The organism is Alicyclobacillus macrosporangiidus CPP55 (assembly GCF_000702485.1).
Lineage (GTDB): Bacteria > Bacillota > Bacilli > Alicyclobacillales > Alicyclobacillaceae > Alicyclobacillus_H > Alicyclobacillus_H macrosporangiidus_B.
This window is the reverse complement of sequence record NZ_JNIL01000001.1, coordinates 3493440-3520233: the sequence shown is the minus strand read 5'-3', so window position 1 is coordinate 3520233 and position 26794 is coordinate 3493440. Positions and strand designations below refer to the sequence as shown.

The window sequence follows — 26794 nt, the reverse complement described above, 5'->3', positions numbered from 1 at the left end:
GGGGCTTCCGCGAGGCCGCGGATCGAAGGCGCTGGTTGGCAGCACGCAGAGGATTCCAATAATTCCGGGAGGTCGGAGGAATGAGCGGATCGTACATCTGCCCGCCAGGCATGCAGATCACAGGGGCGTACACACCGGAGTTTGCCGAGATTCTCACGCCGGAGGCGCTCGCCTTCGTGGCCGAGGTCGAGCGACGGTTCGGGCCAAGGCGCGAACAGCTCCTGCAGGCACGCAAGGAACGCGAAGAGCGGCTGCTCGCGGGAGAATGGCCCGATTTCCTGCCGGAGACGAAGCATATCCGAGAGGGCGACTGGACGGTGGGACCCATACCGGCCGACCTGCAGGATCGCCGAGTGGAGATCACGGGGCCGAGCAGCGATCGCAAGATGGTCATCAACGCCTTCAATTCTGGGGCCAAGTGCTTCATGGCCGACTTTGAAGACGCCAACTCCCCCACCTGGGCCAACACCATCCAGGGTCAGATCAACCTGCGTGACGCCATTCGCCGCACCATCGAATACACCAGCCCCGAGGGCAAGCACTATGCGCTGAAGCCCGAGATCGCCACGTTGATTGTCCGCCCGCGCGGCTGGCACCTGCCGGAGAAGCACGTGCTGCTGGACGGCAAGCCGGTGTCCGGGGCCTTGTTCGATTTCTCGCTCTACTTCTTCCACAATGCGAAAGAGCTGATTGCCCGCGGCAGTGGCCCCTACTTCTACCTGCCGAAGATAGAGAGCCACATGGAGGCGCGGCTGTGGAACGATGTGTTCGTCTTCGCCCAGGACCGGCTCGGCATCCCGCAGGGCACCATCAAAGCGACGGTGCTGATTGAGACCATCCTCGCGACCTTCGAGATGCACGAGATTCTCTACGAACTGCGCGATCACGCGGCCGGCCTCAACTGCGGGCGCTGGGACTACATCTTCAGCTACATCAAGAAATTCCGCAATCATCCGGAGGTCATTCTGCCGGATCGCGCGCAGGTGACGATGACGGTACCGTTCATGCGCGCGTACACGCTCTTGACCATCCAGACCTGCCACCGGCGCAACGCGTTCGCCATGGGTGGCATGGCCGCTCAGATCCCGGTCAAAAACGATCCCGCAGCCAACGAGGAGGCCCTCGCCAAAGTCCGGGCTGACAAGGAACGCGAGGCGCAAGACGGCCACGACGGCACCTGGGTGGCGCACCCCGGCTTGGTGCCGGTGGCGATGGAGGTCTTCGATCGCCTGATGCCCACCCCCAACCAGGTCCACCGCAAGCGGGAGGACGTGCAGGTGACCGCAGCGGATCTCGTCGCCGTGCCCCAGGGCACCATTACGGAGGCGGGCCTTCGCATTAACGTCAGCGTCGCCCTGCAGTACATCGAGGCGTGGCTGCGCGGTTCCGGAGCGGTGCCGATCTTCAACCTGATGGAGGACGCCGCCACCGCTGAGATCTCCCGCGCCCAGATCTGGCAGTGGATCCGCCACCCGAAAGGCGTGCTTGAGGATGGCCGCAAGGTGACGGTGGAGTTGTTCCGTCAGACCCTCGCCGAAGAGATGGAGAAGATCCGCCAGCAGGTCGGGGAGACGGCGTTCGCGAGCGGCCAGTACGAGCGCGCGGCTGCCCTGTTGGACGAGATCACCACCGCGGACGATTTCGTCGAATTCCTCACGCTGCCGGGATACAACTATCTGTGAGTTGGGAGAGCCTGCGCAGCGGCATGCCGGTGAGGCGTACAGGTGAGCCTCATCGGTGAGGCGCGCAGGTGAAAGCGGATATCCGTGACGGTTTGTGTGACGCTCGGACGGCTGATTTCGATCGCGCCGGTGCGGTCGCCCGCATCCCTATCGGGGGCGGGCGACCGTTTCGCGTTGGTTCGGTGTGCGCCGTGTTGTCGGCCCCTGGGATGCCGGAGGCGAGGTGGTAACCCATTGACACCCCGTTCCGTGACCTGTGGGCTACCGTGCCCAAGCGTACATGAGGTGTCGACGGCACGCTCCATCGATGCGGTATAATAGGTCGAATGGGGGCAACACGCCCGACCACCGTACCCAGAGAGGAGGGATTCCGATGACGAAAGCCCCGCAGGAGACGCGCGTGGTGGTGGGCATGTCCGGCGGCGTCGATTCCTCAGTGGCCGCGTGGCTGCTCAAGCAGCAGGGCTATGACGTGATCGGCGTGTTCATGAAAAACTGGGACGACACCGACGAGTTCGGCCACTGCACCGCCGAGGAGGACTTCGAGGACGTCCGGCGGGTGTGCGATCACATCGGCATCCCGTACTACAGCGTCAACTTCGAGCGCGAGTACATGGATCGCGTGTTCCGATATTTCCTGGAGGAGTACCGGCGGGGCCGCACGCCCAACCCGGACGTGCTGTGCAACCGCGAGATCAAGTTCAAGGAGCTGCTGCAGTGCGCGCTGGAACTCGGCGCGGATCGGCTCGCCACCGGCCACTACGCCCAGGTGCGCGAGCGGAACGGGCGGTTCGAATTGTTGCGATCCGCCGACGCGAACAAGGACCAGACCTACTTCCTGCACATGCTGAGCCAGGAGCCCCTCAGCCGGGCGATATTCCCCATCGGCCACCTGACCAAGCCGGAGGTTCGGCGCCTGGCGCGGGAAGCCGGTCTGCCGACCGCTGAGAAGAAGGACAGCACCGGCATCTGCTTCATCGGCGAGCGCAACTTCCGCCAGTTCCTGCAGCAGTACCTGCCCGCGCAGCCCGGGGAGATCCGCAGCATCGACGGCGAGCTGAAGGGGTACCACCAGGGGCTCATGTACTACACCATCGGGCAGCGGCACGGACTCGGCATCGGCGGATCTGGAACCGGCGAACCTTGGTTCGTCGCAGACAAGGACCTGGTGAACAACGTGCTGATCGTCGTGCAGGGGCACGATCACCCCGCCCTGTACGCAGACGGCCTGTGGGCCACCGATGTGGCGTTCATCCGCGGCGACGCCCCGGCGGAGACATTTCACTGCACCGCCAAATTCCGGTACCGCCAGCAGGACCAGGGGGTCACGGTGCATCTGCAGTCCGGCGGCCGCGCGCATGTGGTCTTTGATCAGCCTCAGCGAGCCATCACCCCGGGCCAGTCGGTCGTCTTCTACGACGGGGAGGTGTGCCTCGGAGGCGGCATCATCGATCGCGCCGAACGCGCAGCGGACGGGCTGTTGTGACGGAGGCGGGATCGAAAAAACAGGTCTCCTCACCCAGGCGGGCGCCCCTCCCAGTTCATCGTCCAGATCATATCCTGGACCATCTTGGTCTGGAGGTGAAACGCATGTACGGAGTGTTCGGCGGCTACACCCGTTGGGCGGTGGTGTTTCTGATCATCTTCGTCCTGTTCTTCCTGCTCGTTCCGGGCTACTATGGTGGTGGCGTCGGCGCGGCTGGGGCGCCTGGCGTCGGCTACTGAAGACGGTCACGGATCAGGGGCTGGTTCCCGAACGGGAGCCAGCCCCTTGTCACATTCCGATGTAACGGGCGTAGATGCTTCGCGCCTCGACCGGATCGTCCGTGCCGTGGATGAGCGCCCGCCCGTCGCGAAAGAGCGTGATCTGCACCGCACCCAGATCGCAGCGCAGCAGGTGCGGATTCATCCGCACCTCCCCCACATGTCGCAGTCGCTCCGCGATCCGCTCCATCCCCACGCCCGGACGCTCCGGGCGCACCTGGATGGTGTGACGGCCGCACATCGACACCGTCAGGCTGTCTGTGCGCGCCTCCAGCGACGCGAATGTACGTCCGGCGCAACACGGGCAATCCGGTCTGCGGGGGCCGAAGGAGACGGATCGAAAGGCGTTGTGCCACACGTCCACATGCACGAGCCCCGGATGGAGCGCGTCCACATTGCCCGTCAGGTACTTCATCGCCTCCGCCACCTGCAAGGACGCGATGATGGAGACCACCGGCGCAATCACTCCGACCGTGTCGCACGTGTCGTGCCCCCCGCCCGGGTCCGGCCCGAACAGGCAGACCAGGCACGGCGTGTGGCCCGGGCGGATGAACGCCGCTGTCCCGTAGGAGCTGACCGCGCCGCCGTATGCCCACGGGATGCCGTGCTTGACCGCCACGTCGTTGATCAGGTACCGCACCTGGAAGTTGTCCGTCCCATCGAGGATGACGTCCACATCCGCCAAGAGATCTTCCGCGTTGCGCCAGGTGAGATCGGTGACGACCGGATCGATCCGCACGTCCCCGTTCGCCTGCCTCAACTTGGCGGCGGCCGCCTCCGCCTTCGGCAGAGCGGCCTCCGCGTCCCGCTCATCGTACAGCGACTGCCGCTGCAAATTGGACGGCTCGACGATGTCCCGGTCCACCAGGCGCACGAACCCGACGCCCGCGCGCGCCAGCTGCGTGGCGATGGCCGTACCGAGGGCCCCCATGCCGATCACCGCCGCCCTCGCCTGCATCAGCCGCCGCTGGCCCGCCTCACCGATGGGCCGGAACAACACCTGGCGCGAGTACCGCCCCTGCCGCAGATCCATGCTGTCGTCCACCACCCCATCCCCTCCGTATCGCCTCTTCAGCCGCCTGTCAGAGGTGGCGGCGGATAAAATCCAGCAGCGTCTGACCGAGGGCGGTCAACACAACTCCCTTGCCCCCGCATTTGGGGCAAACCCGCTCGCCGGCCGTCCGTTCGCCGTCCTTCCGTTCTCCGTCCACCGCCGGCAGGCGGCCAGATCCCTGGCACTCCCAGCACTGCTGTTCCAGATCGTCGAGCGCGATGGTCATCGCAATCCCTCCAGTTCGCCTCTATCTTACCGCGTCCCATTGCGGCGCGCACGCCATGGCGGGCAACCCTTCCCGGGGCAGCGCGCGTTTCCCATCCGGGCGTCCCTGCGCCGCGGGCACGCCGGCCTCCCTTGCATACCGCTTCCCCCGGGTGGTACACTACAGATACGAACATATGTTCCGTATCTGTTCAGGAAAGTGAGCCGATGCCGGTGGACGCGCCGCAGTTTGAGCCCATCACGTCCAAACAGGTGATGAACCGGGTCAACAGCCCCGGCATGCCGTTTCGCTGGTCGCTCAACCCGTACCGGGGCTGTGCCCACGGCTGCAGTTTCTGTTACGCCCGCGAGACGCACGTGTACCTCGGCATGGGGGCGGACGACTCGTTCCGGACGCACATCCTCGTCAAGGAAAACGCCGCCGAGGCCCTCGAGGACCAGCTGCGGCGAATGCTGCGCCGCCACGGCGGGAGGCTGTCGGCGTTGCACGAGGAGATCGGCGTGCTCGCCATCGGCACCGCCACGGACCCGTATCAGCCGGTGGAAGCGCGTGCGAAGCGGACCCGCGCTTGCCTGGAGGTGCTCGCCCGCTACCGGGTTCCTGTGTCCATCACCACCCGCTCGCCGCTGATCCTGCGCGATCTCGACCTGTTGCGCGAGATGGACGTCCGCTCCATCCACCTCAGCGTCCACACGCTCGATAAGGACATCTGGCGGCGGCTCGAGCCAGCGACGCCTCACCCGGCAAAGCGCCTGGAGACGGTGCAGAGCCTGGTCGATCACGGGCTGAACGCCGGGATCTTCCTCGCCCCCATCCTGCCCTGTCTCACCGACAGCACGCCCGCCCTGGAGGCGGTCATCCAGGCGGCGGCCGCCCATGGCACCCGCTTCGTCGTCCCGTCGGTGCTGCGCCTGACGCCCGACGTCAAGCGGTGGTTCTTCTCGGTCGTCGGCGCGCACTATCCGAAACACCTGCCCGCCCTGCGGCGTCTGTACACGCGCGCGTACCCGCCCGCCGCCTATGTCGATCCGCTCCTCGGCCGCATCCACCGCCTCACCGCCCGCTACGGCGTATCCGAATGGGTCCCGAAGGTTGCGCCGAAGGCTGCGCCGCCCGTCCGCCCGGAGGAGACCCTGGAAGCGGTGGCATCCGGACTGCCGGAAGCCGGCATCCAACTCTCCCTCGGATTGTAATCTTCTGATATTCTGGGAGCAGAACGGCCATTGTTTGCCGGGTCGTCGGCCATCCAGAGGAGCGATGAGGCCTGTTCGGACCGCTGTACGTCGCGCTGCTCAGGGCAACTGGCGGACCGGCGACCATCCGAGGGGTGATCCGGCTTGGGCATCGGATTGCTGCTGTTGATCGTGGGCGGCGTGCACGCCCTGTTTCCGCGATTCTGTTGGTTCTTGTCCATCGGCTGGAAGCTTCGCGATGCCGAACCGAGCGACCTATACCTCGGTGTGTCGCGCTTCCTGGGGAGTCTCGCGGGGATCGGCGGGCTAGTGGTCCTCTTGGTGAGCGTGGTTCAAAACCGCGTTGAGGCGGGCACCGCCATCTCCTGGCAGTCGGTCCAGGCCCACCTGGCCGCCGGCAATATCGCCTCCGTCCGGACGTCTTCCGGACAGGCTGTGAAGACGACACCGGAGGAGCTCGACGCCCTCCATCGGGGCATTCGAGACCTGTCCCCGGACAGCTTCCAAGCGGACTCCGGATCGTTCCACGGGTTCGGATCCGTCACGATCACCTGCAAGGACGGCTTTCAAGCGACCCTCATTCAGCTGGACCCGGACAGCGAAGTCGGCATCGCCGTCGGTGACGCCCGGTTGGCGCCCACCTTCACCGCCCACAGCTCAGAACTTCACGAATGGATTGACGAGGTGTCGGTCACAGCCTGGGATACGATCCCTCCGGCGGACGGCATCGGCTGACGGTTCGGCCGGCCGGAGACCTGGCGCCGGTTGACGTCTCCGCCGGGGCGTGATAGCCTACGGATGGATCTCACAGACAACCTGCGACCGGTTGCGTTTGCTGGGTTCAGATTGGAGGCCCGCCGCATCCCACTTTGGGTGCGGCGTTTTTCATGCAGACCAACCGAAATATGGAGGAGGGGTGGTGTGGAACCGGTTCTGCACGTCGTGAGCGATCGCCAGCGGCACACCCTGCCTCTGCCGGAGGCCTTGGCGCTGGCCGCTCTGGGCGGCGCGCACGTCCTCCAGATCCGCGAGAAGAAAGCCCCCGCGGCTGAGGTATACGACCTGTGCCTGGAGGTGCAGGCCCGCTGCCAGGAGGCTGGAGTACGGCCGAAGCTGTTCGTGAACGACCGGATCGACATCGCGATCGCCATCGGAGCGGACGGGGTGCATCTGGCGGCCAAGTCCCTGCCGGTGGCGGTGGTAAGGCGGATCGCCGAGCAGAGCGGCTGGCGGGGCGTGATCGGCTGTTCGGTCCACTCGCTCGAGGAGGCCTTGGCCGCAGAGGCGGCGGGGGCAGATTACGTCACGTTCGGCCACGTGTACGCCAGCGAGTCCCACCCGGGGGTTCCGCCGCGCGGGGTCTACGCCTTGCGGCGGGTGGTGGAGGCGGTCGACATTCCCGTGATCGCCATCGGCGGGATCGATTACACCAACGTCTCCGCCGTGCTCGCCACGGGCTGCCACGGAGTCGCGGTCATCGGCGCGGTCCTCAACCAGCCCGACCCGCGGGCGGCGGCCGCGCGCATCGTGGAGCAGATGCGAGCGGAGAGGAGGAAATCGGATGAGCCGGGGGTATGACAGCATCGTGTTGGGCGGCGGGGCCATCGGCTGCACCATTGCCTGGCGCCTGGCGCAGACCGGGAGGCGGGTGCTGCTGCTGGAGCGCGGGCACATCGGCGGCGAGGCGTCGGGCGCGGCGGCCGGGATGCTCGGCGCTCAGCTGGAGGTGGGCGCGCCTGGGCCGTTTTACGCCCTGTGCCTGGAGAGCCGCGGGATGTACCCCGCGTTCGCCGCAGCGTTGCTGGAGGAGACCGGGATAGACATCCAGTACGTCCACAACGGCATCCTGCAGATCGCCCGCCGCCCGGAGGAGGCAGAGGCCCTGCAGCGCGCGATGGCCTGGCAGACGGCCCACGGCGGACGAGCTGAGTGGATGGATCCGCAGGACATCCAAACCCTCGAGCCGGACGCGGCGCCGGGTTTGGGCGGGCTGCTGCTGCCGGACGACGGCAACGTGGCGGCGCCGCTCCTGATGCGGGCGCTGGCACGGACAGTCCACCGCCGCTGCGAAGTGCGCGAGGGTGCGGAGGTGATTGCCATCGCGCCGGAGGGGGGCTGCGTGCGGGTGCGGACGGCGGACGGAGAGTTTTCAGCCGACACCCTGGTGGTTGCGGCCGGCGCATGGGCGGGCCGGTTTGTGGAAGGGTTGGGCGTGAACTTCGCCATCCGGCCCGTGAAGGGGCAGCTGTTGGCGGTGCGTCCTCGCTCTGGCCACGGCATCACGCGGACGCTCCACACAGACGAGGTGTACCTGGTGCCCAAGCGGGACGGCACGGTGGTGGTCGGCGCCACGGAGGAGCACGGCGCCGGGTACAACCGCGACCTCACGGCCGACGCCCTGCTGCACCTGCTTCAAGGGCTGCGGCGGGCGGCGCCCGGCCTGGCGGATGCGGTGTTCGATCGCGCCTGGATCGGCCTTCGTCCCGGATCCCCCAGGGGGGAACCATTGCTCGGGCCAGTGCCGGAGCACCCGAACGTCCACCTGGCCGTGGGCCATTTCCGCAACGGCATCCTGCTGTCGCCGGTGACCGGGGCGATCCTCGCCGCCTCCGTCGCCGGAGAACCGTGGCCGGAGCGTTGGCGGCCATTCTCGGTGGAGGCCTGGAGGGCCGACGCCGCAGGCTCGGACGCGAAGAGGGAGGTGCATGCGCCATGAACGTGATCGTCAACGGAAAACCGCGCGACCTGCCCGGGGAGGTCACGGTGAAGGGACTGTTAGAGCACTTCGATCTCGCGGGCGAACGCGTCGCCGTCGAGGTCAACGGCCGCATCGTGGACCGCGAAGCGTTCGAAGATCACGTCCTCCGCGAGGGCGACGTGGTGGAGGTCGTGCGATTCGTCGGCGGCGGTTGAGGCCGCGCGCGGATATCCGAAAGGAGATGAAGAGATGGACAATCTGGTCATCGCGGGGCGCAGCTTCCGCTCCCGCCTGATGGTGGGCACGGGCAAGTACCGCACGTTTGAGGAGATGCGCCAGGCGCTGGACGCGTCGGGCGCCGAGATCGTCACGGTCGCGGTGCGCCGCGTCAACCTGGACGAGCGTGAGGAGTCCCTGCTGGCGTTTATCGATCTCGACCGCTACTTCCTGCTCCCGAATACGGCCGGCTGCCATACGGCGGAAGAGGCGATCCGCACGGCCCGGCTGGCGCGGGCCGCGGGGCTGTCCAACTGGGTGAAGCTGGAGGTGATCCCGGACGACGGGACGCTCCTGCCCGATCCGGTGGCAACCATCGAAGCGGCAAAGGTCCTGGTGGAGGAGGGCTTCGTCGTCCTCCCTTACACGACGGACGATCACACGGTCGCCAAACGCCTCCTCGACATCGGCTGTGCGACCATCATGCCGTACGGATCGGCCATCGGGACCGGCCAGGGCCTGCCGAATCCGGAGCGGCTGAAACGCATCATCGATCTCGTCGGCGGCCGCGTCCCCGTCGTGATCGACGCGGGCATCGGCGCTCCCTCAGACGCGACCCTCGCGATGGAGCTTGGGGCGGACGCGGTGCTCGTCAACACGGCCATCGCGAAGGCGGACGATCCGGTCGCCATGGCGCGGGCGATGGCGCTGGGCGTCGAGGCGGGGCGGATGGCGTACCGCGCCGGCCGCATCCCGAAATCCGACGTCCCCTCGCCGTCCAGCCCGGTGGAAGGCCTGGTCGGCGGGATGAAGTGATGGCCGGATGTTGAAGTGACGCCGGGGCGGGGCCTGAGCCGGGGACGGGGCAGGGGCGCGACGGGCCGCGGGATCGCCTCCGGTCCCCGGTCCGTCCCCTTGTGCCAACCGATAGAGTGGCGAATGCGCGTTATCTTCCGGCCGGCTTGGCGGATCGAGTTCTGTGTTTTGGAACTCCGTTCCGTCATCCACAATAAAGCGGAGAATTCGCTTTACCTCCGCACTCGTGCGACCAATAATGTGGCAAATTGACTTTACAGAGAGGTCGGCTGGGGTGGATAAGTGCGGAGATTTGCCTTATTGCACCTTCGAGGCTCGCGACGCCTACCGTCTAAAATTCAAAGGGTCGCTATTCATATGGACCGGTGAACGCATAAGCTGAAAACGTTTGTTATGCCCCCGCAGCCGCGCTACATACAGGCGAAAACATTGCAAGCGCCGCGCCGGGAGCGCGGCAATACCACTGAGGTTCCGCATCAGGGAACTCCGTTCCGCACACACACCGCCCCAACGCACCGCACCCCGCCCCCGCGCCGCCCACACCCCATCCGCCGCTCCAGCGCCCACAACCGCCTCACCCGCCGCGGCGTCCCTGCAGCGCGCGCAACGCCCGTTCCTCCTGCTCCCGCGGCACATAGATGTCGTACTGCCGGCCGGCGTGCATCCACCGATCAGCGCGTCCACCGAAAACTCCCCGCAACGCCGTCCGATGCCGTACCCCCGCCTGCTCCAGCCGGGAGATCGCCTCGATGCACGACTCGTCGTTCAGCGCGGTGTAGATCAACACCTCATCCCGCCGCCAGGGCAACAGGCACCCGAGGCCACGCATTGCCATCGCCTCGCTTCCTTCACCAGTGGCTGTCCACGTCGCGAGCCCACGCGTCCAGGCATCGGTCGCACAGTTGATCCGCACGCCCCTCCGGCGCCCGCTCCGCCTCCGCGGGTGCAAGTTCTCCGCCGCAGACCGCGCACGTCTCCAACGCCCTTTTCTCCTCCTCCACGGCCGTCACCTCCTGAAAGATAGGTTCCATGATACGCTCGCCACACGGTCTGAGCAATAGGATGGTTCACACATTTCGATCCGCTGATCCGCGCTGACCCACGCTGACCCCCGTCGACCTCGCTGGTTCGGCCCGCTCCGTCGATCCTGTGGCCTTCGCGACTCCCCAGCCACCCGCTGGCACCCGCAATGTCCTCGTCCGACGCTTCTCCATCCCGCCCTACAGGACACCCTATAGGACGCCCGGGTCCGGCAGCTTCCACAGCCGCGGGACCCGGACACCAGTCGCATGGCATCTATTCGGTCAGGCGCAGGAACTCGTCCACGTCCGCCACCGCCAAGTAGACGGCGGACTGCCAGAAGTCGGGCTGTCGCAGATCCACGCCGAGGTGGCGCCGGGCCAACTCCTCCACCCGCATCGCCGCGGTGTCGCGCAACAGCGCCACGTACTTGTCCGCGAACGACGGGCCCTCCGCCTGGGCCTGGGCGTAGATGCCGGCACTGAAGAGGTAGCCGAACGTGTACGGGAAGTTGTAGAACGGCGTCGTGGTGATGTAGAAGTGCAGCTTCGACGCCCAGAAACGCGGGTGCCACTCGGCGAGGGCGTCGCAGTAGGCCTCGCGCTGCGCCTCCACCATCAACTCGTTCAGCCGCTCTGCCGGGACCCAACCGCGTTTGCGCTCCTCGTAGAAGTGGGTCTCGAAGAGGAAGCGCGCGTGGATGTTCATCAGCATCGCCACGGCGCGCTCAATCTTTTCATCCAGCAACGCGATCCGCTCGTCCTTGTCCCCCGCTGCCCGCACAGCGGCATCCGAAACGATGGCCTCGGCGAAAGTGGAGGCGGTCTCCGCGACGTTCATGGCGTACTGCTGCATCAGAACCGGCATGTCCCGCATCACGTGCTGGTGGTACGCGTGTCCGAGCTCGTGCGCGAGCGTAGAGACGTTGGCCGTCGTGCCGGAGAAGGTCATGAACACGCGAGTCTGGCGACTGACGGGAAAGCTGGTACAAAACGCGCCCGACTGCTTGCCCGGCCGGTCCTCCGCCTCAATCCAGCGATCGCGGAAGCAACTGTCGGCAAACCGGGCCATCTCCGGGTTGAACTGGCCAAAGTGATCGACGATGAATTGACGCGCCTGCTCATACGTCACCGTCGACGTCGATCGGCCCAAGGGCGCGGGCACGTCGTGCCAACTCAGCCGCGGGACGCCGAACAGCTTCGCCTTGCGCTCCAGGTATTTCACGAGCGGCGCCTTGTTGGCGGCGATCACCGCCCACATCGTCTCCAGCGTCTCCCGGTCCATGCGGTTGATCTCGAGCGGCTCGCGCAGCACATCATCCCAGCCGCGGCGCCGGTACACCTCGAGCCGGAAGCCGGCAATGTGGTTGATGGCCTGCGCGCACAGGTCCTCGCGGCTCTGCCACGCCGCCTCCCACTGCTGGAACAGTCGATCCCGCACGGCCCGATCGGGCGTCAACAACCGGTTGGCCGCCTGTCCCATCGAGATGGTCTTCGGAGTGCCGGCGTCCTCCACCGTGATCGTCAACCCGCCGACGATGGTGTCGTACAACTGGCTCCAGCCATGGTACCCGTCTACCATCAGGCCGGCGATCAACTGCTCCTGCTCCGGCGGCAGCTTGTCGAGGGCACGCCGGCGCCGCTCCTCGACGTGAAAGCGCACTGGCGCCACGCGATGGTCCTCGATCAGCTGTGCCCAGGTGGCCTCGTCGAGCTGGCTGAGCTTGGCGTCGAACGCGGCCAGCGCGGCGCTGATGCGCCCGCTCAGCTCCGTAACCCGGGACTGCAGCCCCCTGGCCCGCTCGTCACTCGTGTCGGCCGACGTCAAGCACTCGGTGAACGCCGCGGCCTGCCGTTGCCGGGCGCGCAGGTCCTGCAGGGCGAGGATGGACTCCGCCCAATCGTCGACGCCTCCGCTGACCGGAAGACGGGTCGTCCGGTCGGTGAAGGATTCGATCGCGCGGGCGAGATCGTCCAAAAAGGCGCTGAACTCGGCGGACCGGCTTCCGCCCGGGAAGATGCTGTCGAGGTCCCAAGTCTGCTGCAAAACGGTCGTCACGTGCATCCCACCCTATGTATTGGCTCAACGCTTTGTCGACATCCGTTTTCAGGGTACCGCGCCTGCATGCGCCGCTGCAAGGGCAGGCGTACATAAGCGGCTTAGGTCTATCGATCCAGCGTATTTAGCGTATTTATTTTTACCCTCGAAATAGTTAAACTGTCGACAGGTGAAGGCATTGGAACCGTGGAAACGCACGCTTTGGATATTGTGGGTGTCGACTTTCCTCGCGGTCGCGGGCACCAGTCTCATCGTCCCGTTTTTGCCGTTGTTCGTGCAAGACCTCGGGGTTCACAAGTTATCCGCTGTCGAACAGTGGTCCGGGTGGATTTTTGCGGCGCAGATGCTCACCGCTGCCATCTTCCAGCCGATCTGGGGCGGCGTCGCCGATCGTTACGGTCGCAAACCGATGCTGCTCCGTGCCGGGATCGGCATGGGCACGATGACCATCCTCATGGGGTTTGTGACCGCGCCGTGGCAGCTCTTGGCGCTGCGATTCGTCAACGGGGTATTTGCCGGGTTTATTTCAATGGCCATCTCCCTTCAGGCGTCCGTGACCCCGAAGGAGTATTCCGGTCGGGCGCTTGGCACGCTGCAAACAGGCCAGGTTGCAGGCGCGCTCATTGGCCCCCTCATCGGCGGAGCGCTGGCGGAAGCCGTCGGGTTCCGCTGGGTCTTCATTCTGACCGGCATGTTGCTCTTGCTTGCCAGTTTCATCGTTTGGATCTACGTCCACGAACAACGCAGTGGTTCCCATGCGGCGAAGAGAGACAAGCCAAAGGTCTCCAAGAAGCATGTGATGGGGTTGTTGTTGCCTGTCTTCATCGCGTCACTGGTGACGCAGCTGGGGATGATGAGCATCCAGCCGATTCTCACGATTTACACGACCCTGCTCTACAAGGGTTCACATCTGGAGTTCATTGCAGGGCTGGTCGTCGCTTGTACCGGCATCGCGAATCTCATCGGTTCACCCATTCTCGGCAAGCTTTCCGATGTCGTGGGACCGAAAAAAATTCTCGTGATTTCACTGATCTTGTCTGCCATATCCTTTCTGCCGCAAGTGTTCGCGAACGGCATCCCGATGCTTATGGTTGGACGCTTTTTGCTCGGGCTCTTCGTCGGTGGAATGCTCCCGTCACTCGCGGTGCTTGTCAAGAAGTTGGCACCTGAAGAAATGCAGGCCCAGGCGTATGGCATCAATTCGAGCTTTCAGTTCTTAGGAAACCTCCTCGGACCAGTGCTCGGGAGCACGGTTGCCGCGACGTGGGACATCCACGACGTGTTCTACGTCACGATGGCCATTCTGCTGCTCAATGCGGTCTACATCCAATGGAACAAACAATTGAAAAATCCAGATATAAAAATATAGTACTTCTTGCGATATTTAAGTGTCACCAACACGCTTGGATTATAGGTGGCAGGCCACCAGATGGTTCGGCGCCACCTCTTTGAGCACCGGCCGCTCCACCTTGCACACGTCCATCACCTTCGGGCAGCGCGTGTGGAACGGGCAGCCCTTCGGCGGATTGGCCGGGCTCGGCACATCCCCCTGCAGGATGATGCGCTCACGCCGCCCTTGGCGCTTCGGTTCCGGCGCCGCCGACAGCAGCGCCTCTGTGTACGGATGACGGGGATTCGCGTACAGTGAACGTTTGTCCGCCAGCTCGACCATGTGCCCGAGGTACATGACGCCGACGCGATCGCTGATATGGCGGACCACCGCCAGGTTGTGGGAAATGAAGATGTAGGAGAGATTAAATTCCTTCTTCAAGTCCATCATCAGGTTCAAGATCTGCGACTGGATGGACACGTCCAGCGCCGAGACCGCCTCGTCGGCCACAATCAGTTTCGGGTTCAACGCGAGAGCGCGCGCGATCCCGATGCGCTGGCGCTGCCCGCCGGAGAACTCGTGCGGATACCGGTGGCGGTCATCGGCCCGCAAGCCCACGCGCTCGAGCAAGTGGATGACACGCTCGGTCGCCTGCTTGCGGCTCACCCCGTTGACAATGAGCGGCTCCGCGATGATCTCCTCAATCCCCATCTTCGGGTTGAGCGACGCGTACGGGTCCTGGAACACCATCTGGAACTTCGGCCGCACCGCCCGCAACTCTTTGCCGTGCAGCTTTGTGATGTCCTGGCCATCGAACACAATCTGGCCGGAGGTGGGCTCGAGCACCCGCATGATCATGCGCCCCGTGGTCGACTTGCCGCATCCCGACTCGCCCACGATGCCGAGCGTCTCGCCCGCCTTGACCGTGAAGGAGACGTCGTCGACCGCCTTCACATGGCCAACCGTCCGGCGCAACAACCCCGCCGTGATGGGGAAGTATTTTTTAAGGTTGCGTACTTCCAGCAAGTTCTCGCTCATCTCAATCGTCCCTTCATACGAGATCGCAGCGGACGAAGTGACCGGGTTTCACTTCGCGCAGCTCCGGCATCTTCTCCCGGCAGCTCGGCTGCGCGATCGGGCAGCGATCCGCAAACCGGCACCCCTGCGGGAACGCGGCCGCGTCCGGGACCGTGCCGGGGATGGAGTACAACACGTCTTTCTCCTCCTCCAGCGACGGGATGGACGCCAACAGCCCCTTCGTGTACGGATGCGTCGGTTCTGCGAACAGGCTGTCCGCGTCGGTCGATTCTACCACCTGGCCGGCGTACATCACCACCACGTGATCGGCCATGTCCGCCACCACCCCGAGGTCGTGGGTGATGAGGATGATGGATGTATCGAAATCCTCCCGCATCTTCTTCATCAATTCCAACACCTGCGCCTGGATGGTCACGTCCAGGGCGGTGGTGGGCTCGTCCGCGATCAAAAGCTTCGGCTCGCACACCATGGCCATCGCGATCATCACACGCTGCCGCATGCCGCCCGACAGCTGATGGGGATACTCATGGACGATCTCGCTGGCCCGCGGTACCCCGACGAACTGCAGCATCTCGATGGCTTTCGCGAGCGCCTGTCGCTTCGTCATCTTGCGGTGACGCAACAGCACCTCGGTGATCTGCTCGCCGATGGTCAACACCGGGTTGAGCGCCGTCATCGGCTCCTGGAAGATCATCGAGATCTCGTTACCGAGCACGTCCGTCATCTCGTCCTCGGAGAGCTTGAGCAAGTCCCGGCCGTTGAACCAGATCTCGCCGTCCACGATCTTGCCTTTCGGCTTCGGCACCAAGCGCATGATGGACAGCGACGTCATGCTCTTGCCGCATCCGGATTCGCCCACGATGCACACGACCTGCCGCGGCTGCACCTCGATGTCGATGCCGTCAACGGCACGGACCGTGGCGTCTTTGCTGATGAAATACGTCTTCAGATCCTTAATCTCCAGCAAAGGAGCGTTCATTTCCACAACCTCCGCAGACGTTTGCAACAACTTTGTTATTCTATTTCCGCAATCACGTCTATTTCTACTAGAATATTGTTTAATCCACTTTCAACAGTGGTTCGCACTGGATAGGGATCTTCGAAAAATTCCTTATATACGCTGTTGAACTCTTCAAAGTCTCGCAGGTCCGCAAGATGTACAGTTACCTTGACGACGTCAGACATCTTGGCTCCACCAGCTTCTAGAATATTCTGTATGTTAATGAGCACTTGCCGAGTTTGTGCGGCGATGCCTTCAGGTTTCGTTCCAGTCTCCACGTTAAGTGGTCCTTGACCGGCTACATAGATGCGGTTTCCGACTTTGATTCCCTGGGAGTAGGGGCCTGCCGGCATGGGAGCTTTGGGAGTAAAAATTTTCTGCTTCATGTTCAATCACCTTCTCCAATGCTTTGATTAGAAAGTCGCAACGAGGACCACCCAAGCTCAAGGCAAAGATGTATTAGACAACCATTCCTCGCGCGTCCACCGTCCACTTACCTATAACTTCATTTCCCTTGACCGCGAATACCTCATTCATGAGGTTGATCACAGGACACACGTGGTTCGGAATAATCGTAACTCGTTGGCCAATCTCGCACCTTTCTCCATTCAGTCGAACGATACCATGTTCTTCGTTCAACCGTTCAATCGTCGCATTCGGAAGCTCTTTTATAAATCCATGTCCGTCTCGGCACTTCGATAAGTCTGAGGTCAATATCTTACTCCCGGAATCAAGATTGGCACGTTCAGCGTTAGGGTGACTGATGATGGTCGCTAGAATCGACACCGCACACTGTTCCAAGGAGCCACTGACCATGAGTTCATTCACATCGTTAAACACGTAGGTACCCGGTCTCCATTCGGTAATCCCGTCAATCGCGATTCCACATTTGCAGGCTGGGGTAGAACCAATACTTACGTCATTAAGTTTGACACCGTTCTCTCGCAATAAGGTCGCTGTGGCAACCATTTTCTTCTGTACATCCTCAGCCAGCTCGCGGAGTTCTCCTAAATCCCTGGCCTTCCCTACATGACCTTCGTGGGTCATGATGCCAACGAGCTTCACATGACTGAGGGATTCAATTTCTCGTGCCAATTGGAGAGCCGTCTCACCTGGGAGAACTCCGTCGCGGCTGTTCCCGGTATCGATAATCATATACAACGGCACTGTCAGGCCATGTTTGGACGCGGCCGCATTCAATTTCGCCGCCCCAAAGTAGCTATCAAATGCAATCGTCAATTTGATGCGCTTGGAGAGGTTCATAATTCGTTCAATTTGAATGTCCCCCACGACTGGAAAAGCTATGAGAATATCATCAGCCCCGGTCTCCGCCATGATCTCAGCCTCGCTGATCTTGGCACAAGTCAGGCCTATCGCCCCAGCCTCCAATTGCATTCGGGCCACGTTTTTCATCTTATGCGTCTTAATATGTGGGCGTAACTTGACACCCGCCTTCTTGGCCGTCGCTGCCATGAACTCGATGTTCTTACGGAGGATATCGACGTCCACTAAAACGGCCGGTGTGGGTAACTCGGAAATATGCATTTACGATGCTCCCTTTCCATATCTTGATATATCTTGAAGTCCTTGAAACCATGTGCCGTAATCATGCAGACCACGGAACAGCTCTGAGGAATGGCACCAGCTTGAAGAGCCTTCTTCACGGCTGCAACTGAGCAAGCGGCGGTGGGCTCGGCGAACACTCCTTCCAGCACAGCCAAGGCACGCATGGCCTGAAGAATCTCGTCGTCGGAGACTGATATCGCAAAACCCTGACTTGCCTTGACAAACTGCAGTGTGTGTGTGCCATCCTGCTCATAACCTATCAAAGGATCGGAGATGCCCGATGCAATCGTATAAGGTTCTCCCCAGGCAGAGACCTTGTCCAATCCAGACTCATAAGCTTTCACAACAGGGGCACAGCCCTCCGCTTGCACCGCAATCAGCTTGGGAATCCTCGCATCCTTATGCTTCTCTACGTCCCCGTGGAGAATGCCGACGACCTCACGAGCTTCTGTAAAACCGCGATAAATCCCTTTTAGCAGTGGGCCCGCCCCAACGGGCACGAACACGTAATCGGGTATCCACCCTTCCAGTTGCTCATACAGTTCGTAGCCGACAGTTTTCAACGCCTCCACCGCATACGGGTTGATGTAGGTGGTGGTCATATTCGCATAACCAAACTCTTTGGATAGCTGTTGAGCAATGCGATACGAGTTACTGTAATGACCTTCTACGAGTCTCACCTCTGGGCCATACGCCGCAATCTGAGTAAGCTTCTCTCTGGGTGTATGTACCGGCGCGAGGATAACCGCCTCCATACCAGCCTTCGCGGCATAAGCCGCAGCTGAGGCACCTGCGTTTCCACTCGAGGCACACACGACTTTCTCGAATCCTAGTTCCTTGGCACGGCTCACCGCAACGCTGAGCATCCGATCCTTGAACGATCCCGTCGGATTTACTGCCTCGTCCTTTAGAAGGAGGCGTCCCTCAAATTCGAAGGAGTCCGCCAACCGGTTGGCAGCATGAATGGGTGTTATGCCTTCTCCGAGAGAAACCGCATAGCTCAGATCCTCGACAGGCAATCGACTCCCGTATCTCCACATGGTGGGTTGCGCGGAAACTCGTTCGTTGCCTTCCCCACAGGTACCGGTCCCTAGACCGACCACCTCCAAAATGCCCCCGCAGTGTGAACAGTGATACATCATGGAGGCCGGGAATAACGCGTCACAATCTACACACCGCAAGTTCATGTTAGAAATCTCTCCTTAAGATCGACGCCACTTCCTCCTGAATCACACGAAGGATTTTCTCTCCGTAGTCCGCCGTTGCATGTCTGGCATCATCTGTGTATCCGTCCACGCCGACCTGTAAATGCGATCTTTGTACAAATAACTTCCACGGCGAGAGAGAATACCGCGTGGGTGCTTCCACTCTTACCTCCGGCCGGCCATCAACAAGCTCTGGATGTAGACACAGCATGATGCTCGTCTCGAACTCCCCCGCATGCCCGGGGAGGTTTCCAGATTGCGGAACCAAACCTTCCTTTGTCAGACGTTCCTCTGCAATTGTCCAATAGGAAGCAGCGGCAGCAGCCACATCATGGGACATCACTACCTCTCTAACCGCGATCCGAATACACTCGTCGTTCCCGCCGTGCCCGTTTAAAATAAATAACCTTTTAAACCCACACCGACAGGCACTATCCAACAAATCATAGAGGACCCTTTGAAAGGTCGAGATCGAGAGACTCATCGCTGGACCATGATCGAAATGGTAATGAGAATTCCCAAAAGGTAGTGTAGGTGCCAGGACAACAGAACGAGAGTCGCCGGCGAGACGACAGGCTGACTCCGCGATGGCCGTTACCGTAAAAGTATCAACGCCGACAGGTAAGTGTGGGCCGTGTTGCTCCGTGGCGGCTACAGGTAGAACAAAAAGGCTTTCCCCGGCAATTTCGGCTATCTTTTTTCTTGTCAGTTCTATGAATTTGAAAAACGGCACGATATTGAGCCTCCTTCTTACCCGGCGTCATTTAAAGTTGTCCGGCAGATACTCGTTTCAACGGCTTGCCAGGGTACTGCCCCGTCAACTCGTGGTTCTTGAGTACGATGGTTCCATTCACGATCACGCTGTGAATGCCTACGGGAGGAACAGCTGGACCGGTGTAGGATGCGCGGTCTTCAACTGTCACTGGGTCAAAAATCGTGATGTCCGCAGCCATTCCGGGCCTGAGTAGACCTCTATCCAACAATCCGAAACGATTAGCAGGCAAGTAAGTCATCTTGTACACTGCCTGCTCTAGTGTTAGCACGCCTTTTTCCCGTACGTAGGTACCAAGTACCCGCGGGTATGTCCCATATAATCGCGGGTGGGCCCGCTTTCCTTTCAACGGCAGTCCGTCGGAGCCGAACATCTGAAGATCATGGACCATGATGGCCTCCATTTCTTCGGGATCCTGCTGGAACATGACCATTATGACTTGCCCATCCTCGGCCTCGAGAAGATGCAGGAGAGCGTCCACGGGAGTCATGCCGAGAGCATCCGCATAAAATTGCATGTCCTTGCCTTCATATTTCTTGTTTTCGTCCGTTCGAACTGCGCAAATCATGATGTTCTCCCATCCAATCAGTTTCCACATCGGCTCCCATGGCGTATCCGGAATACCCTCTAAGATGTCGTTCCGGATTCGGGAACGGGTTGCCTCATCCTTTACGCGTAGTAACAACTGCTCGATACCGCCCTCTAACGCCCAGGGCGGCATGAGAGTAGTCATGGTTGTACTGCCAGCGGGGTACGGATATTGATCGAACGTCACGTCAATACCATTTCGTTTCGCATTCGAAATCATCTGAAGAGCCTGTTTCCCCTTTCCAAAGTTCGGGATTCCACAGACCTTAAGATGAGATATCTCGAGGGGAACTTTGGCCTCCCCCGCGATTGTTAACATCTCCTGAATGGATTCAAGCAAGAAGCGTGCTTCATTACGCATGTGGGACGTAATGAGCCCGCCCTCTTCTGCTACCACTTTACTCAGTTCGATGAGCTCCTGCGTGTTTGCATAAGACCCCGGTGCGTAGATGAGACCCATGGACATCCCAAGAGATCCGTTTCGCATCGACTCCCGCAAGAGCTCCTTCATTCGATTGAGTTCTTCCGGCGTCGCTTGTCTGTCTTCAAACCCCATGACAGATATCCGTAATACGCCGTGTGCAACCAAAGACCCGACATTGATGGCGACTCCGTTTCTTTCCACATCCGTAAAAAAATCTCTCACCGAGAGATAGGCCATACTACCCTTTTCTGGCTGTCCGAAGATCCCGGAGGCATACTCATGGAACAGCTTCTCATTGTCAGGCAACACTGGGTAGAGACTGAACCCGCAATTCCCGATAATAGTTGTCGTTACGCCCTGACGAACCTTTACATCCATCGTCTTGTTCTCCAGGATGTGCAGGTCATCGTGGCTGTGGGTGTCGATGAACCCAGGGGAGACAACGAGGCCGTCCGCGTCGATTACACTTTTTGCGGCTACCCCTTGCAACTTCCCAATTGCGCGGATTCGACCATCCTTGATGGCGACATCAGCTCGGTACCATGGTGCACCACTTCCGTCGACTATCATCCCGTTTCGAATTAATAAGTCATCCACGTGCATCAACCTCCGCTTCACTTGTGTACTCTCCCAAATTACACTCGACTATGAATCAGTTTTACCTCCTGGGATTCAAGTAACCTCCCTGCTCTATCCACCTGATTTTTTCCCAATTAAATCTTGAATCCCATCCCCGAGGAAATTCAGACAAAGAACGACGACGGCAATCCCTAAGCCAGGAAACAAGGTTGTCCATGGACTTTGAATCATGTATTGTTCACTTTCACTGATCATTTTCCCTAAGCTGGCGAAACTGGGTGGAACTCCGACTCCTAGAAAATCCAACAGAGATTCATTCAACACGGCATAGGCGAAAGTGAATGTCAGCTGAATTATCATTGGAGCCACTGCATTCGGGAGTACATGTCTGACCGCAGTTCGTATCTTACTTGCTCCAACGGTAATCGCTGAGGTTACGTATTCCTTTTCTCTTTCGACGAGAACAGAAGAGCGCACAATCCGTAGCATCCTGGGCGAGTAGACAATACTCAATACTATGATCACGTTCGTCACGCTGCTGCCAAGAAAGGCCATGGTCGCAATGGCCAAAACCATCCATGGAAAGGCCATGAATCCATCGGCAATTCGCATAATAATGGCGTCTGCCGGTCGGACAAACCCAGCAATCATGCCGAAAACAGTACCTATCACCCCGGTCGCCGCGGCCACACAGAACCCAATCAACAAAGAGAGCCGGAGTGCGTACAACTCACGGGTAAAAATATCCCTTCCAAAGTTATCCGTTCCAAACCAGTGGACCGCCGAAGGCGGACGCAGCATTTCTTGCATATTCATGCCATTAGGATCATAGCGCGTAAGAATGGGCGCTAGCGCTGCAGCAATCACGATGATCAAGAGCACCGTTCCACCGATGTAAAGGCCAGGTATCCGCAGCGCTGCTTGCATATTTTTGAAAATATTCTTCTGATTTCGGTATACGGTCGTTGATGAGTATCCTTTCAGCTCCTGCGCCGGAACAGCGTTGCGCATATCTCAGCCCCCTATCCCACCTAGTATCGAACCCTCGGATCCACAATGAGGTAGCACAAGTCGATTATGAGATTGACGATCACGTAAAGGAATCCAAAGACCAACGTAACCCCGGAGATAACTGGGTAATCGCGCTGGAGTACCGCATTGTAAACCATGTATCCAATGCCGGGTACCGTAAAAATCGTTTCAATGGCCGCATCGCCCGCGAGAAACACGACCAGTACGTTCCCCAACACCGTTAAAATAGGAACCATGGCATTTTTCAATGCATGCCGGACAATGACTTTGCCTGTTTTAAGCCCTTTGCTTCTAGCCGTTCGGATGTAGTCGTTTTCCAAAACCTCTACCATCACCCCCCGTGTCATCCGAGCAATGAGCCCTGCCTGGACAAATCCCATAATAAAGCTGGGCAGAATGAGAAACCGAAGCCAGTTCCAAATGTGTAATGTCGGTGCTGCGTAACCAGCGGCAGGTAAGACATGAAGCGTTTCAGCAAACAATAACACGAGCAGGATGGCCCCCCAGAAAGCTGGGGTGGACATCCCTATCATGGACCCAAACATGACGCACTGGTCTATAAAACGTCCTTTCTTTATCGCCGCGATAGTCCCAGAAGGGATACCGACGATCGTCGCTACAAACATCGATCCGAGGCATAACATCGCGGTAGGCAAGAAGTGTTGCACGATAGCCGCAGCGACGGATTCCCGTAAGAAGATGGACTGGCCCAGATCCCCATGCAAAATTCCGACAATCCAATTCAGATATTGAACAGGTAGCGGTTTTGTCAACCCCATTTGCTCCATTAAGCGCTGCACATCGTCTGGGCTGGCCTGTGAGCCGAGAATGATGGCCGCCGGGTTGCCCGGCGTCAAATGAATCAGTGTAAACACCACGGTCGCTACAATAAACATGACCGGAATCACCGACAACAAACGACGAACGATATACGACGCCATGGTTCGGTATCCCCTCCTTTCAAAATTTTTGCCACTACTTTAGTCGGAGAGAGTAACGTCGTAAAAGAACGGGGAATACGTAGGAACGAAACCTTGCACTCTCTTCGAAATCGCCTCGAAGTTATAGAACTGACCAAGACTGATAATCGGAACCTGTTGATACGTGTATGCCTGGATCTGATCCCAAATTTTCTTCCGTTCGTTCTCATCAACGGTCGCCGCCAACTTATTCACTAATTCGTCCTTGGTCGCGTCCTTCCAAAAACCAGGCCAGCTAGCACTTAACCAAGCTGCGCCAATGGGTGGCTCAGGCGAGAATGAGCTGTAGGTAAAGAACGCATCGAACGCCGTTGGATCATTGCGCTTCTGGGTCAATGTTGCCCAATCTACCACGTCGAGCTGGACATTAAACCCGGCCTTCTGCAGCTCAGGCACAGCGGCTTGCGCAGCCTTGTACAAAAACGGATACTGTTGAGACACCAGCCAACGAATCGGTTGATTTTTGTATCCAGCTTCTTGCAATAACTGATGAGCCTTTTGAGGGTTGTTTTGGTTGTATTGGCCTTCTCCCGCCGTGGAGTACCACTGTGGTTGTTGCTTGGGATAGAAACTCGCTGTTACGTCGAAAAATTTGGGATCGCCAAATCCCGCTAGCATTAAGTCATTCATATTGAGCGCCGCTAGGAACGCCTGACGAACTTTCACGTTGCTCATGATCCCTTGCGCCTTATTAAATACGATGATGGGATACCCAAACGGTTTCACGATTTCCGGAACCACATTGGGGTTGTTTGCAATTTGTTGATACGAAGCGGCATCAAGCGACTCTGCTACGTCATATTGTCCACTTATCAAACCAGCGACCCGGGTTTGAACATTGGGAACAGGAACGTATTTGATTACATCCACATTTCCCGTTACCTTTCCGGCATACCAGTCGGTCGGCAAGTCGATTTGGCTGTATTTTAGGAATTTTTTGACCTCCAAATACTGCCCCGGAACCCACTTTACAAATTGATAAGGTCCGGTACCAATGAATGATTTGAGCGGTCCGGTTCCAGATTCCTTGCACACCGAAGCTGGATAAATGGCAGGTCCGCCATACCACCATCCTAAATCAACTGGAAGTTCCGCATACGGTTTGTTCAATTGAATTTTAACGGTGTATTTTCCATCAGCAGTAATTTTTAACCCATAGTTCTTATCATCCGCTTTTCCAATCGGCGACACCTTTAACCAACGTTCGAGCGACGCAACGACATCCGCCGAGGTCATTTCCTGATTATTATGGAACAAAACGTTCTGCCGAAGCGTGATAGTGTAAAGCTTACCATCCGGAGTTACCTCATACTTGGACGCCAGCATCGGGACGAGTTTGTAGTCTTTCCCAAAGGAGAATAAGTACTGGAATACTCCTTGCATGTCATCCGCGGTAATGTTTGCAGTAGTTGATTGTGGATCCAATGTCGGTGGGTCACCAAGTGTAGCAACGGTCAAAACTTTACCTTCACCGGCGTTCGACGAATTCTGTGTACCATTTGGGGTAGTGGCTGTGGAACTACCACATCCGGTGGCATACAATCCTGCTAGAATCACAAAAATTGACGCTCCTACTCGGATCACTTTCACATGAATCCCCCCAAAATTTAAAATTCTTAATTTATGCGTATTATGCACTGTTGCTTAGTTTAGTGTAGGAATTCACCGATCAAGCGATAGGCATCATGCATTGCGGGGGATTCATAGAGGGAGAGAAAGCCATGAATCATACCTTCGAAGCGTTTGATTGTCACTGGAACCCCCGCTGCTTGCAATCGTGCCCCGTACGCCTCTCCTTCGTCCCGCAACACGTCATGTTCTGCAGTCAAGATAAGTGTTTCAGGCAAGCCCCGCAGATTTTCCTCACGCATTGGAGCCACATAAGGATGGAACTGATCAATGCCATCTGGAACATAGAACTTCCAATAGGTGTGCATTCTATCTTTGGTTAGTCCATAACCACTTGCATTTTCGTGAATGGAGTTGTAAGAGGTTTGTCCTATTCCCCAACAATCTGTTACGGGGTAAATCAAAACCTGTTTGGATAGAGTAGGCCCACCGCAATCACGCGCGATGATGGACACTACCGCCGCCAAGTTCCCCCCTGCGCTTTCACCTCCGACCGCAATTCGATAGGGGTCACCCGATATCTCTCGAACGTGATCCGCTACCCACAGAGTGGCAGCATAGCAATCTTCCACGGCTGCAGGAAATGGATTTTCAGGTGCCAGTCGGTATTCAACCGATACGACTTTGTGTCCCATCTGTGCAATCCTCCGACAAACAACATCGGTCGTTTCGATACTGCCTCTCACCCAACCTCCACCATGAAAGAAAATTAATACAGGAAATGGACCATGTCCCGCGGGGGAGTAGATACGAATCGGAAGTTCTCCAGCAGGCCCCGGAACCGTGCGATCCTCTATCTCGTGAATGACGGGACGTTCGTGGATGGGAGGTACCATACTAGCCACAAAGAGCTCACGGTCGGCATTCAAATTCTCGAGCGTCAGTGAATTCTGAGGTCGTAGCGCGATAGCATCTAGATACTGCTTTGCTGAAGGATGCAATCCCATAGGACAACACCTTCTTTATCAAAACTCATTTCGATTGCTGATCAAATTGCGGATTAATGTTACTGTTGTCCGAAGTGATTGTCTCTCTCTGCCTTCTTGTTTCGTTCCTCCTCTCTAGCTTCTTCCAAATAACTATACAAGGTGTACTTAGAGATATCGAAATATGTGCATACTCGGTCCCCGGATTTCTTAATGAGAAATAAACCCTTTTGGTCTAGGTACTTGATGGCTTTCACCTTGTCTTCCTTCGACATCATGGCTACCGGTTTACCAACCAGATGCTGTGCATCTTGAATCAGTGAATCCATCAACTCACTGACGTCGTTAACAAAAATCTCGCGAACGTCCTTTTTACTGTCATCGAACTGCGTGAATGCGTGTATCGTACTTTCTGCCATCAACAAGTCTGTAATATCCAAATTGATGCACAGGCAACCTATTGGTACTCCCTTTGAGTTCCGTATATATATCGTGGTTGATCGTAGAATGCGCCCCGACTTGGTCTGCGTAATGTAGTTGTACTTGTCACCTTCCTTGTCTGTGCCACGCAGCACCTCGAGACCGAGATTTGTGCCAGAGTCCCCCACTTTTCGTCCTGTAACATGTCCGTTTTCAATGGCTACAATCACACTGCCCCGTTCTTCAAAGTTAGACAAATCAAGCAGTACGACCTCGCAATTTTTACCAAACTGATTAGCTATTCCTTTTACTAGGGAGGACAAAAAGGAAAGTTCCTGCTGGATATTCTCCAAGTCGCTCCTCCTCGAAGTGTGAGACTATTCCGATTCACACGATCAATAATAAATAAATTAATTATGTTGTCAACACAAAAAATTTTTGCTGCTCTACAGGGTACTCAACCTTTGTTAGACGACCTATACAGAGAGGAACTCATCGTGGCAAAGTCAGTGGAGCCTAGGGAGACCAATCTATTCCTTCCAACCCCCGGATCAACTTGGCAAGGACAGGCATGCGCC

Annotated in this window: 27 protein-coding genes; 10 read left to right on the top strand and 17 right to left on the bottom strand. The window is 58.8% G+C overall.

Going from position 1 to position 26794, the window contains the following annotated elements:
- Positions 1-80 precede the first annotated feature (80 nt).
- The 3 genes from aceB (at position 81) to N687_RS25205 (ending at position 3407) form a co-directional block, all read left to right on the top strand.
- Positions 81-1682 (top strand): malate synthase A, encoded by a 1602-nt coding sequence (gene aceB / locus N687_RS0117375; protein WP_029423071.1) that lies wholly within the window; start codon positions 81-83, stop codon positions 1680-1682.
- A 373-nt stretch (positions 1683-2055) separates the two neighbouring features.
- The gene (mnmA, locus tag N687_RS0117370; protein ID WP_029423070.1) at positions 2056-3168 is read left to right on the top strand and encodes a tRNA 2-thiouridine(34) synthase MnmA; all 1113 of its coding nucleotides are present in this window, start codon (positions 2056-2058) and stop codon (positions 3166-3168) included.
- Between the two features lie 104 nt (positions 3169-3272).
- Positions 3273-3407: a hypothetical protein gene (locus tag N687_RS25205; protein WP_269320504.1), complete on the top strand. Its 135-nt coding sequence runs from the start codon at positions 3273-3275 to the stop codon at positions 3405-3407.
- A gap of 49 nt (positions 3408-3456) precedes the next feature.
- Here the strand turns inward: N687_RS25205 and N687_RS0117360 are convergent, their stop codons facing one another.
- Together N687_RS0117360 and N687_RS0117355 are read right to left on the bottom strand one after the other, a co-directional pair.
- A complete protein-coding gene (locus tag N687_RS0117360) occupies positions 3457-4479 on the bottom strand; it encodes a ThiF family adenylyltransferase (protein WP_029423069.1) in 1023 nt (340 codons plus the stop codon).
- A 49-nt stretch (positions 4480-4528) separates the two neighbouring features.
- Complete coding sequence (locus tag N687_RS0117355) at positions 4529-4726, bottom strand: hypothetical protein (RefSeq protein ID WP_029423068.1); 198 nt, start codon at positions 4724-4726, stop codon at positions 4529-4531.
- Positions 4727-4932: 206 nt separating this feature from the next.
- On the opposite strand from N687_RS0117355, the gene N687_RS0117350 reads away from it, so the two are divergent.
- From N687_RS0117350 to N687_RS0117325, 6 genes are all read left to right on the top strand, one after another.
- Positions 4933-5919: an SPL family radical SAM protein gene (locus N687_RS0117350; protein ID WP_081841526.1), complete on the top strand. Its 987-nt coding sequence runs from the start codon at positions 4933-4935 to the stop codon at positions 5917-5919.
- A 144-nt stretch (positions 5920-6063) separates the two neighbouring features.
- Entirely contained in the window at positions 6064-6654 is a 591-nt protein-coding gene (locus N687_RS0117345; RefSeq protein WP_029423066.1) for a DUF6199 family natural product biosynthesis protein, read from the top strand.
- Positions 6655-6840: 186 nt separating this feature from the next.
- Positions 6841-7497, top strand: coding sequence for a thiamine phosphate synthase (gene thiE, locus N687_RS0117340; RefSeq protein ID WP_035462471.1), 657 nt, complete (start codon positions 6841-6843; stop codon positions 7495-7497).
- On the top strand, positions 7481-8635 hold the full coding sequence (thiO, locus tag N687_RS0117335) for a glycine oxidase ThiO (RefSeq protein ID WP_029423064.1): 1155 nt from the start codon (positions 7481-7483) through the stop codon (positions 8633-8635). Before thiE ends, thiO begins: the two co-directional genes overlap by 17 nt.
- Entirely contained in the window at positions 8632-8832 is a 201-nt protein-coding gene (thiS, locus tag N687_RS0117330; RefSeq protein ID WP_029423063.1) for a sulfur carrier protein ThiS, read from the top strand. Before thiO ends, thiS begins: the two co-directional genes overlap by 4 nt.
- Positions 8833-8866: 34 nt before the next feature.
- Positions 8867-9649, top strand: a complete 783-nt coding sequence (locus tag N687_RS0117325; RefSeq protein ID WP_029423062.1) for a thiazole synthase — start codon at positions 8867-8869, stop codon at positions 9647-9649.
- Positions 9650-10223: 574 nt separating this feature from the next.
- Here N687_RS0117325 and N687_RS0117320 read toward each other — a convergent pair.
- From N687_RS0117320 to N687_RS0117310, 3 genes are all read right to left on the bottom strand, one after another.
- The gene (locus tag N687_RS0117320; RefSeq protein WP_029423061.1) at positions 10224-10484 is read right to left on the bottom strand and encodes a hypothetical protein; all 261 of its coding nucleotides are present in this window, start codon (positions 10482-10484) and stop codon (positions 10224-10226) included.
- 13 nt (positions 10485-10497) lie between these two features.
- Positions 10498-10650 (bottom strand): hypothetical protein, encoded by a 153-nt coding sequence (locus N687_RS24070; protein WP_156040200.1) that lies wholly within the window; start codon positions 10648-10650, stop codon positions 10498-10500.
- Between the two features lie 295 nt (positions 10651-10945).
- Positions 10946-12733, bottom strand: a complete 1788-nt coding sequence (locus N687_RS0117310; protein WP_029423060.1) for a M3 family oligoendopeptidase — start codon at positions 12731-12733, stop codon at positions 10946-10948.
- Positions 12734-12896: 163 nt separating this feature from the next.
- Here N687_RS0117310 and N687_RS0117305 point away from each other — a divergent pair, with 163 nt between their 5' ends.
- A complete protein-coding gene (locus N687_RS0117305; RefSeq protein WP_231493524.1) occupies positions 12897-14096 on the top strand; it encodes an MFS transporter in 1200 nt (399 codons plus the stop codon).
- 39 nt (positions 14097-14135) lie between these two features.
- On the opposite strand, the gene N687_RS0117300 is transcribed toward N687_RS0117305, so the two are convergent.
- From N687_RS0117300 to N687_RS0117245, 12 genes are all read right to left on the bottom strand, one after another.
- Complete coding sequence (locus N687_RS0117300; protein ID WP_029423058.1) at positions 14136-15095, bottom strand: ABC transporter ATP-binding protein; 960 nt, start codon at positions 15093-15095, stop codon at positions 14136-14138.
- A 13-nt stretch (positions 15096-15108) separates the two neighbouring features.
- A complete protein-coding gene (locus N687_RS0117295; RefSeq protein WP_029423057.1) occupies positions 15109-16074 on the bottom strand; it encodes an ABC transporter ATP-binding protein in 966 nt (321 codons plus the stop codon).
- Between the two features lie 35 nt (positions 16075-16109).
- A complete protein-coding gene (locus N687_RS0117290; protein ID WP_029423056.1) occupies positions 16110-16481 on the bottom strand; it encodes a RidA family protein in 372 nt (123 codons plus the stop codon).
- Between the two features lie 73 nt (positions 16482-16554).
- The gene (locus tag N687_RS0117285) at positions 16555-17640 is read right to left on the bottom strand and encodes an alanine racemase (protein ID WP_029423055.1); all 1086 of its coding nucleotides are present in this window, start codon (positions 17638-17640) and stop codon (positions 16555-16557) included.
- Complete coding sequence (locus N687_RS0117280; RefSeq protein ID WP_051663397.1) at positions 17604-18848, bottom strand: threonine synthase; 1245 nt, start codon at positions 18846-18848, stop codon at positions 17604-17606. Before N687_RS0117280 ends, N687_RS0117285 begins: the two co-directional genes overlap by 37 nt.
- 1 nt (position 18849) lies before the next feature.
- A complete protein-coding gene (locus N687_RS0117275) occupies positions 18850-19599 on the bottom strand; it encodes a creatininase family protein (protein WP_051663396.1) in 750 nt (249 codons plus the stop codon).
- A 31-nt stretch (positions 19600-19630) separates the two neighbouring features.
- Positions 19631-21268 (bottom strand): N-acyl-D-amino-acid deacylase family protein, encoded by a 1638-nt coding sequence (locus N687_RS0117270; protein WP_051663395.1) that lies wholly within the window; start codon positions 21266-21268, stop codon positions 19631-19633.
- A 72-nt stretch (positions 21269-21340) separates the two neighbouring features.
- On the bottom strand, positions 21341-22240 hold the full coding sequence (locus N687_RS0117265) for an ABC transporter permease (RefSeq protein ID WP_029423051.1): 900 nt from the start codon (positions 22238-22240) through the stop codon (positions 21341-21343).
- 20 nt (positions 22241-22260) lie between these two features.
- On the bottom strand, positions 22261-23202 hold the full coding sequence (locus N687_RS0117260; RefSeq protein WP_029423050.1) for an ABC transporter permease: 942 nt from the start codon (positions 23200-23202) through the stop codon (positions 22261-22263).
- A gap of 39 nt (positions 23203-23241) precedes the next feature.
- Positions 23242-24831 (bottom strand): ABC transporter substrate-binding protein, encoded by a 1590-nt coding sequence (locus N687_RS0117255; protein WP_029423049.1) that lies wholly within the window; start codon positions 24829-24831, stop codon positions 23242-23244.
- Positions 24832-24890: 59 nt separating this feature from the next.
- Positions 24891-25817, bottom strand: coding sequence for an alpha/beta hydrolase (locus N687_RS23435; RefSeq protein ID WP_081841523.1), 927 nt, complete (start codon positions 25815-25817; stop codon positions 24891-24893).
- A gap of 59 nt (positions 25818-25876) precedes the next feature.
- A complete protein-coding gene (locus N687_RS0117245) occupies positions 25877-26569 on the bottom strand; it encodes a helix-turn-helix transcriptional regulator (RefSeq protein WP_029423047.1) in 693 nt (230 codons plus the stop codon).
- Between the last annotated feature and the right edge of the window lie 225 nt (positions 26570-26794).

Excerpts from the sequence above, each read along its gene's own strand:
- aceB (WP_029423071.1), top strand. The coding sequence starts at position 81 with ATGAGCGGATCGTACATCTGCCCGCCAGGCATGCAGATCACAGGGGCG.
- mnmA (WP_029423070.1), top strand. The coding sequence starts at position 2,056 with ATGACGAAAGCCCCGCAGGAGACGCGCGTGGTGGTGGGCATGTCCGGC.
- N687_RS25205 (WP_269320504.1), top strand. The coding sequence starts at position 3,273 with ATGTACGGAGTGTTCGGCGGCTACACCCGTTGGGCGGTGGTGTTTCTG.
- N687_RS0117360 (WP_029423069.1), bottom strand. The coding sequence starts at position 4,479 with ATGGATCTGCGGCAGGGGCGGTACTCGCGCCAGGTGTTGTTCCGGCCC.
- N687_RS0117355 (WP_029423068.1), bottom strand. The coding sequence starts at position 4,726 with ATGACCATCGCGCTCGACGATCTGGAACAGCAGTGCTGGGAGTGCCAG.
- N687_RS0117350 (WP_081841526.1), top strand. The coding sequence starts at position 4,933 with ATGCCGGTGGACGCGCCGCAGTTTGAGCCCATCACGTCCAAACAGGTG.
- thiO (WP_029423064.1), top strand. The coding sequence starts at position 7,481 with ATGAGCCGGGGGTATGACAGCATCGTGTTGGGCGGCGGGGCCATCGGC.
- thiS (WP_029423063.1), top strand. The coding sequence starts at position 8,632 with ATGAACGTGATCGTCAACGGAAAACCGCGCGACCTGCCCGGGGAGGTC.
- N687_RS0117325 (WP_029423062.1), top strand. The coding sequence starts at position 8,867 with ATGGACAATCTGGTCATCGCGGGGCGCAGCTTCCGCTCCCGCCTGATG.
- N687_RS0117320 (WP_029423061.1), bottom strand. The coding sequence starts at position 10,484 with ATGGCAATGCGTGGCCTCGGGTGCCTGTTGCCCTGGCGGCGGGATGAG.
- N687_RS0117310 (WP_029423060.1), bottom strand. The coding sequence starts at position 12,733 with ATGCACGTGACGACCGTTTTGCAGCAGACTTGGGACCTCGACAGCATC.
- N687_RS0117300 (WP_029423058.1), bottom strand. The coding sequence starts at position 15,095 with ATGAGCGAGAACTTGCTGGAAGTACGCAACCTTAAAAAATACTTCCCC.
- N687_RS0117295 (WP_029423057.1), bottom strand. The coding sequence starts at position 16,074 with ATGAACGCTCCTTTGCTGGAGATTAAGGATCTGAAGACGTATTTCATC.
- N687_RS0117290 (WP_029423056.1), bottom strand. The coding sequence starts at position 16,481 with ATGAAGCAGAAAATTTTTACTCCCAAAGCTCCCATGCCGGCAGGCCCC.
- N687_RS0117285 (WP_029423055.1), bottom strand. The coding sequence starts at position 17,640 with ATGCATATTTCCGAGTTACCCACACCGGCCGTTTTAGTGGACGTCGAT.
- N687_RS0117280 (WP_051663397.1), bottom strand. The coding sequence starts at position 18,848 with ATGAACTTGCGGTGTGTAGATTGTGACGCGTTATTCCCGGCCTCCATG.
- N687_RS0117265 (WP_029423051.1), bottom strand. The coding sequence starts at position 22,240 with ATGCGCAACGCTGTTCCGGCGCAGGAGCTGAAAGGATACTCATCAACG.
- N687_RS0117260 (WP_029423050.1), bottom strand. The coding sequence starts at position 23,202 with ATGGCGTCGTATATCGTTCGTCGTTTGTTGTCGGTGATTCCGGTCATG.
- N687_RS23435 (WP_081841523.1), bottom strand. The coding sequence starts at position 25,817 with ATGGGATTGCATCCTTCAGCAAAGCAGTATCTAGATGCTATCGCGCTA.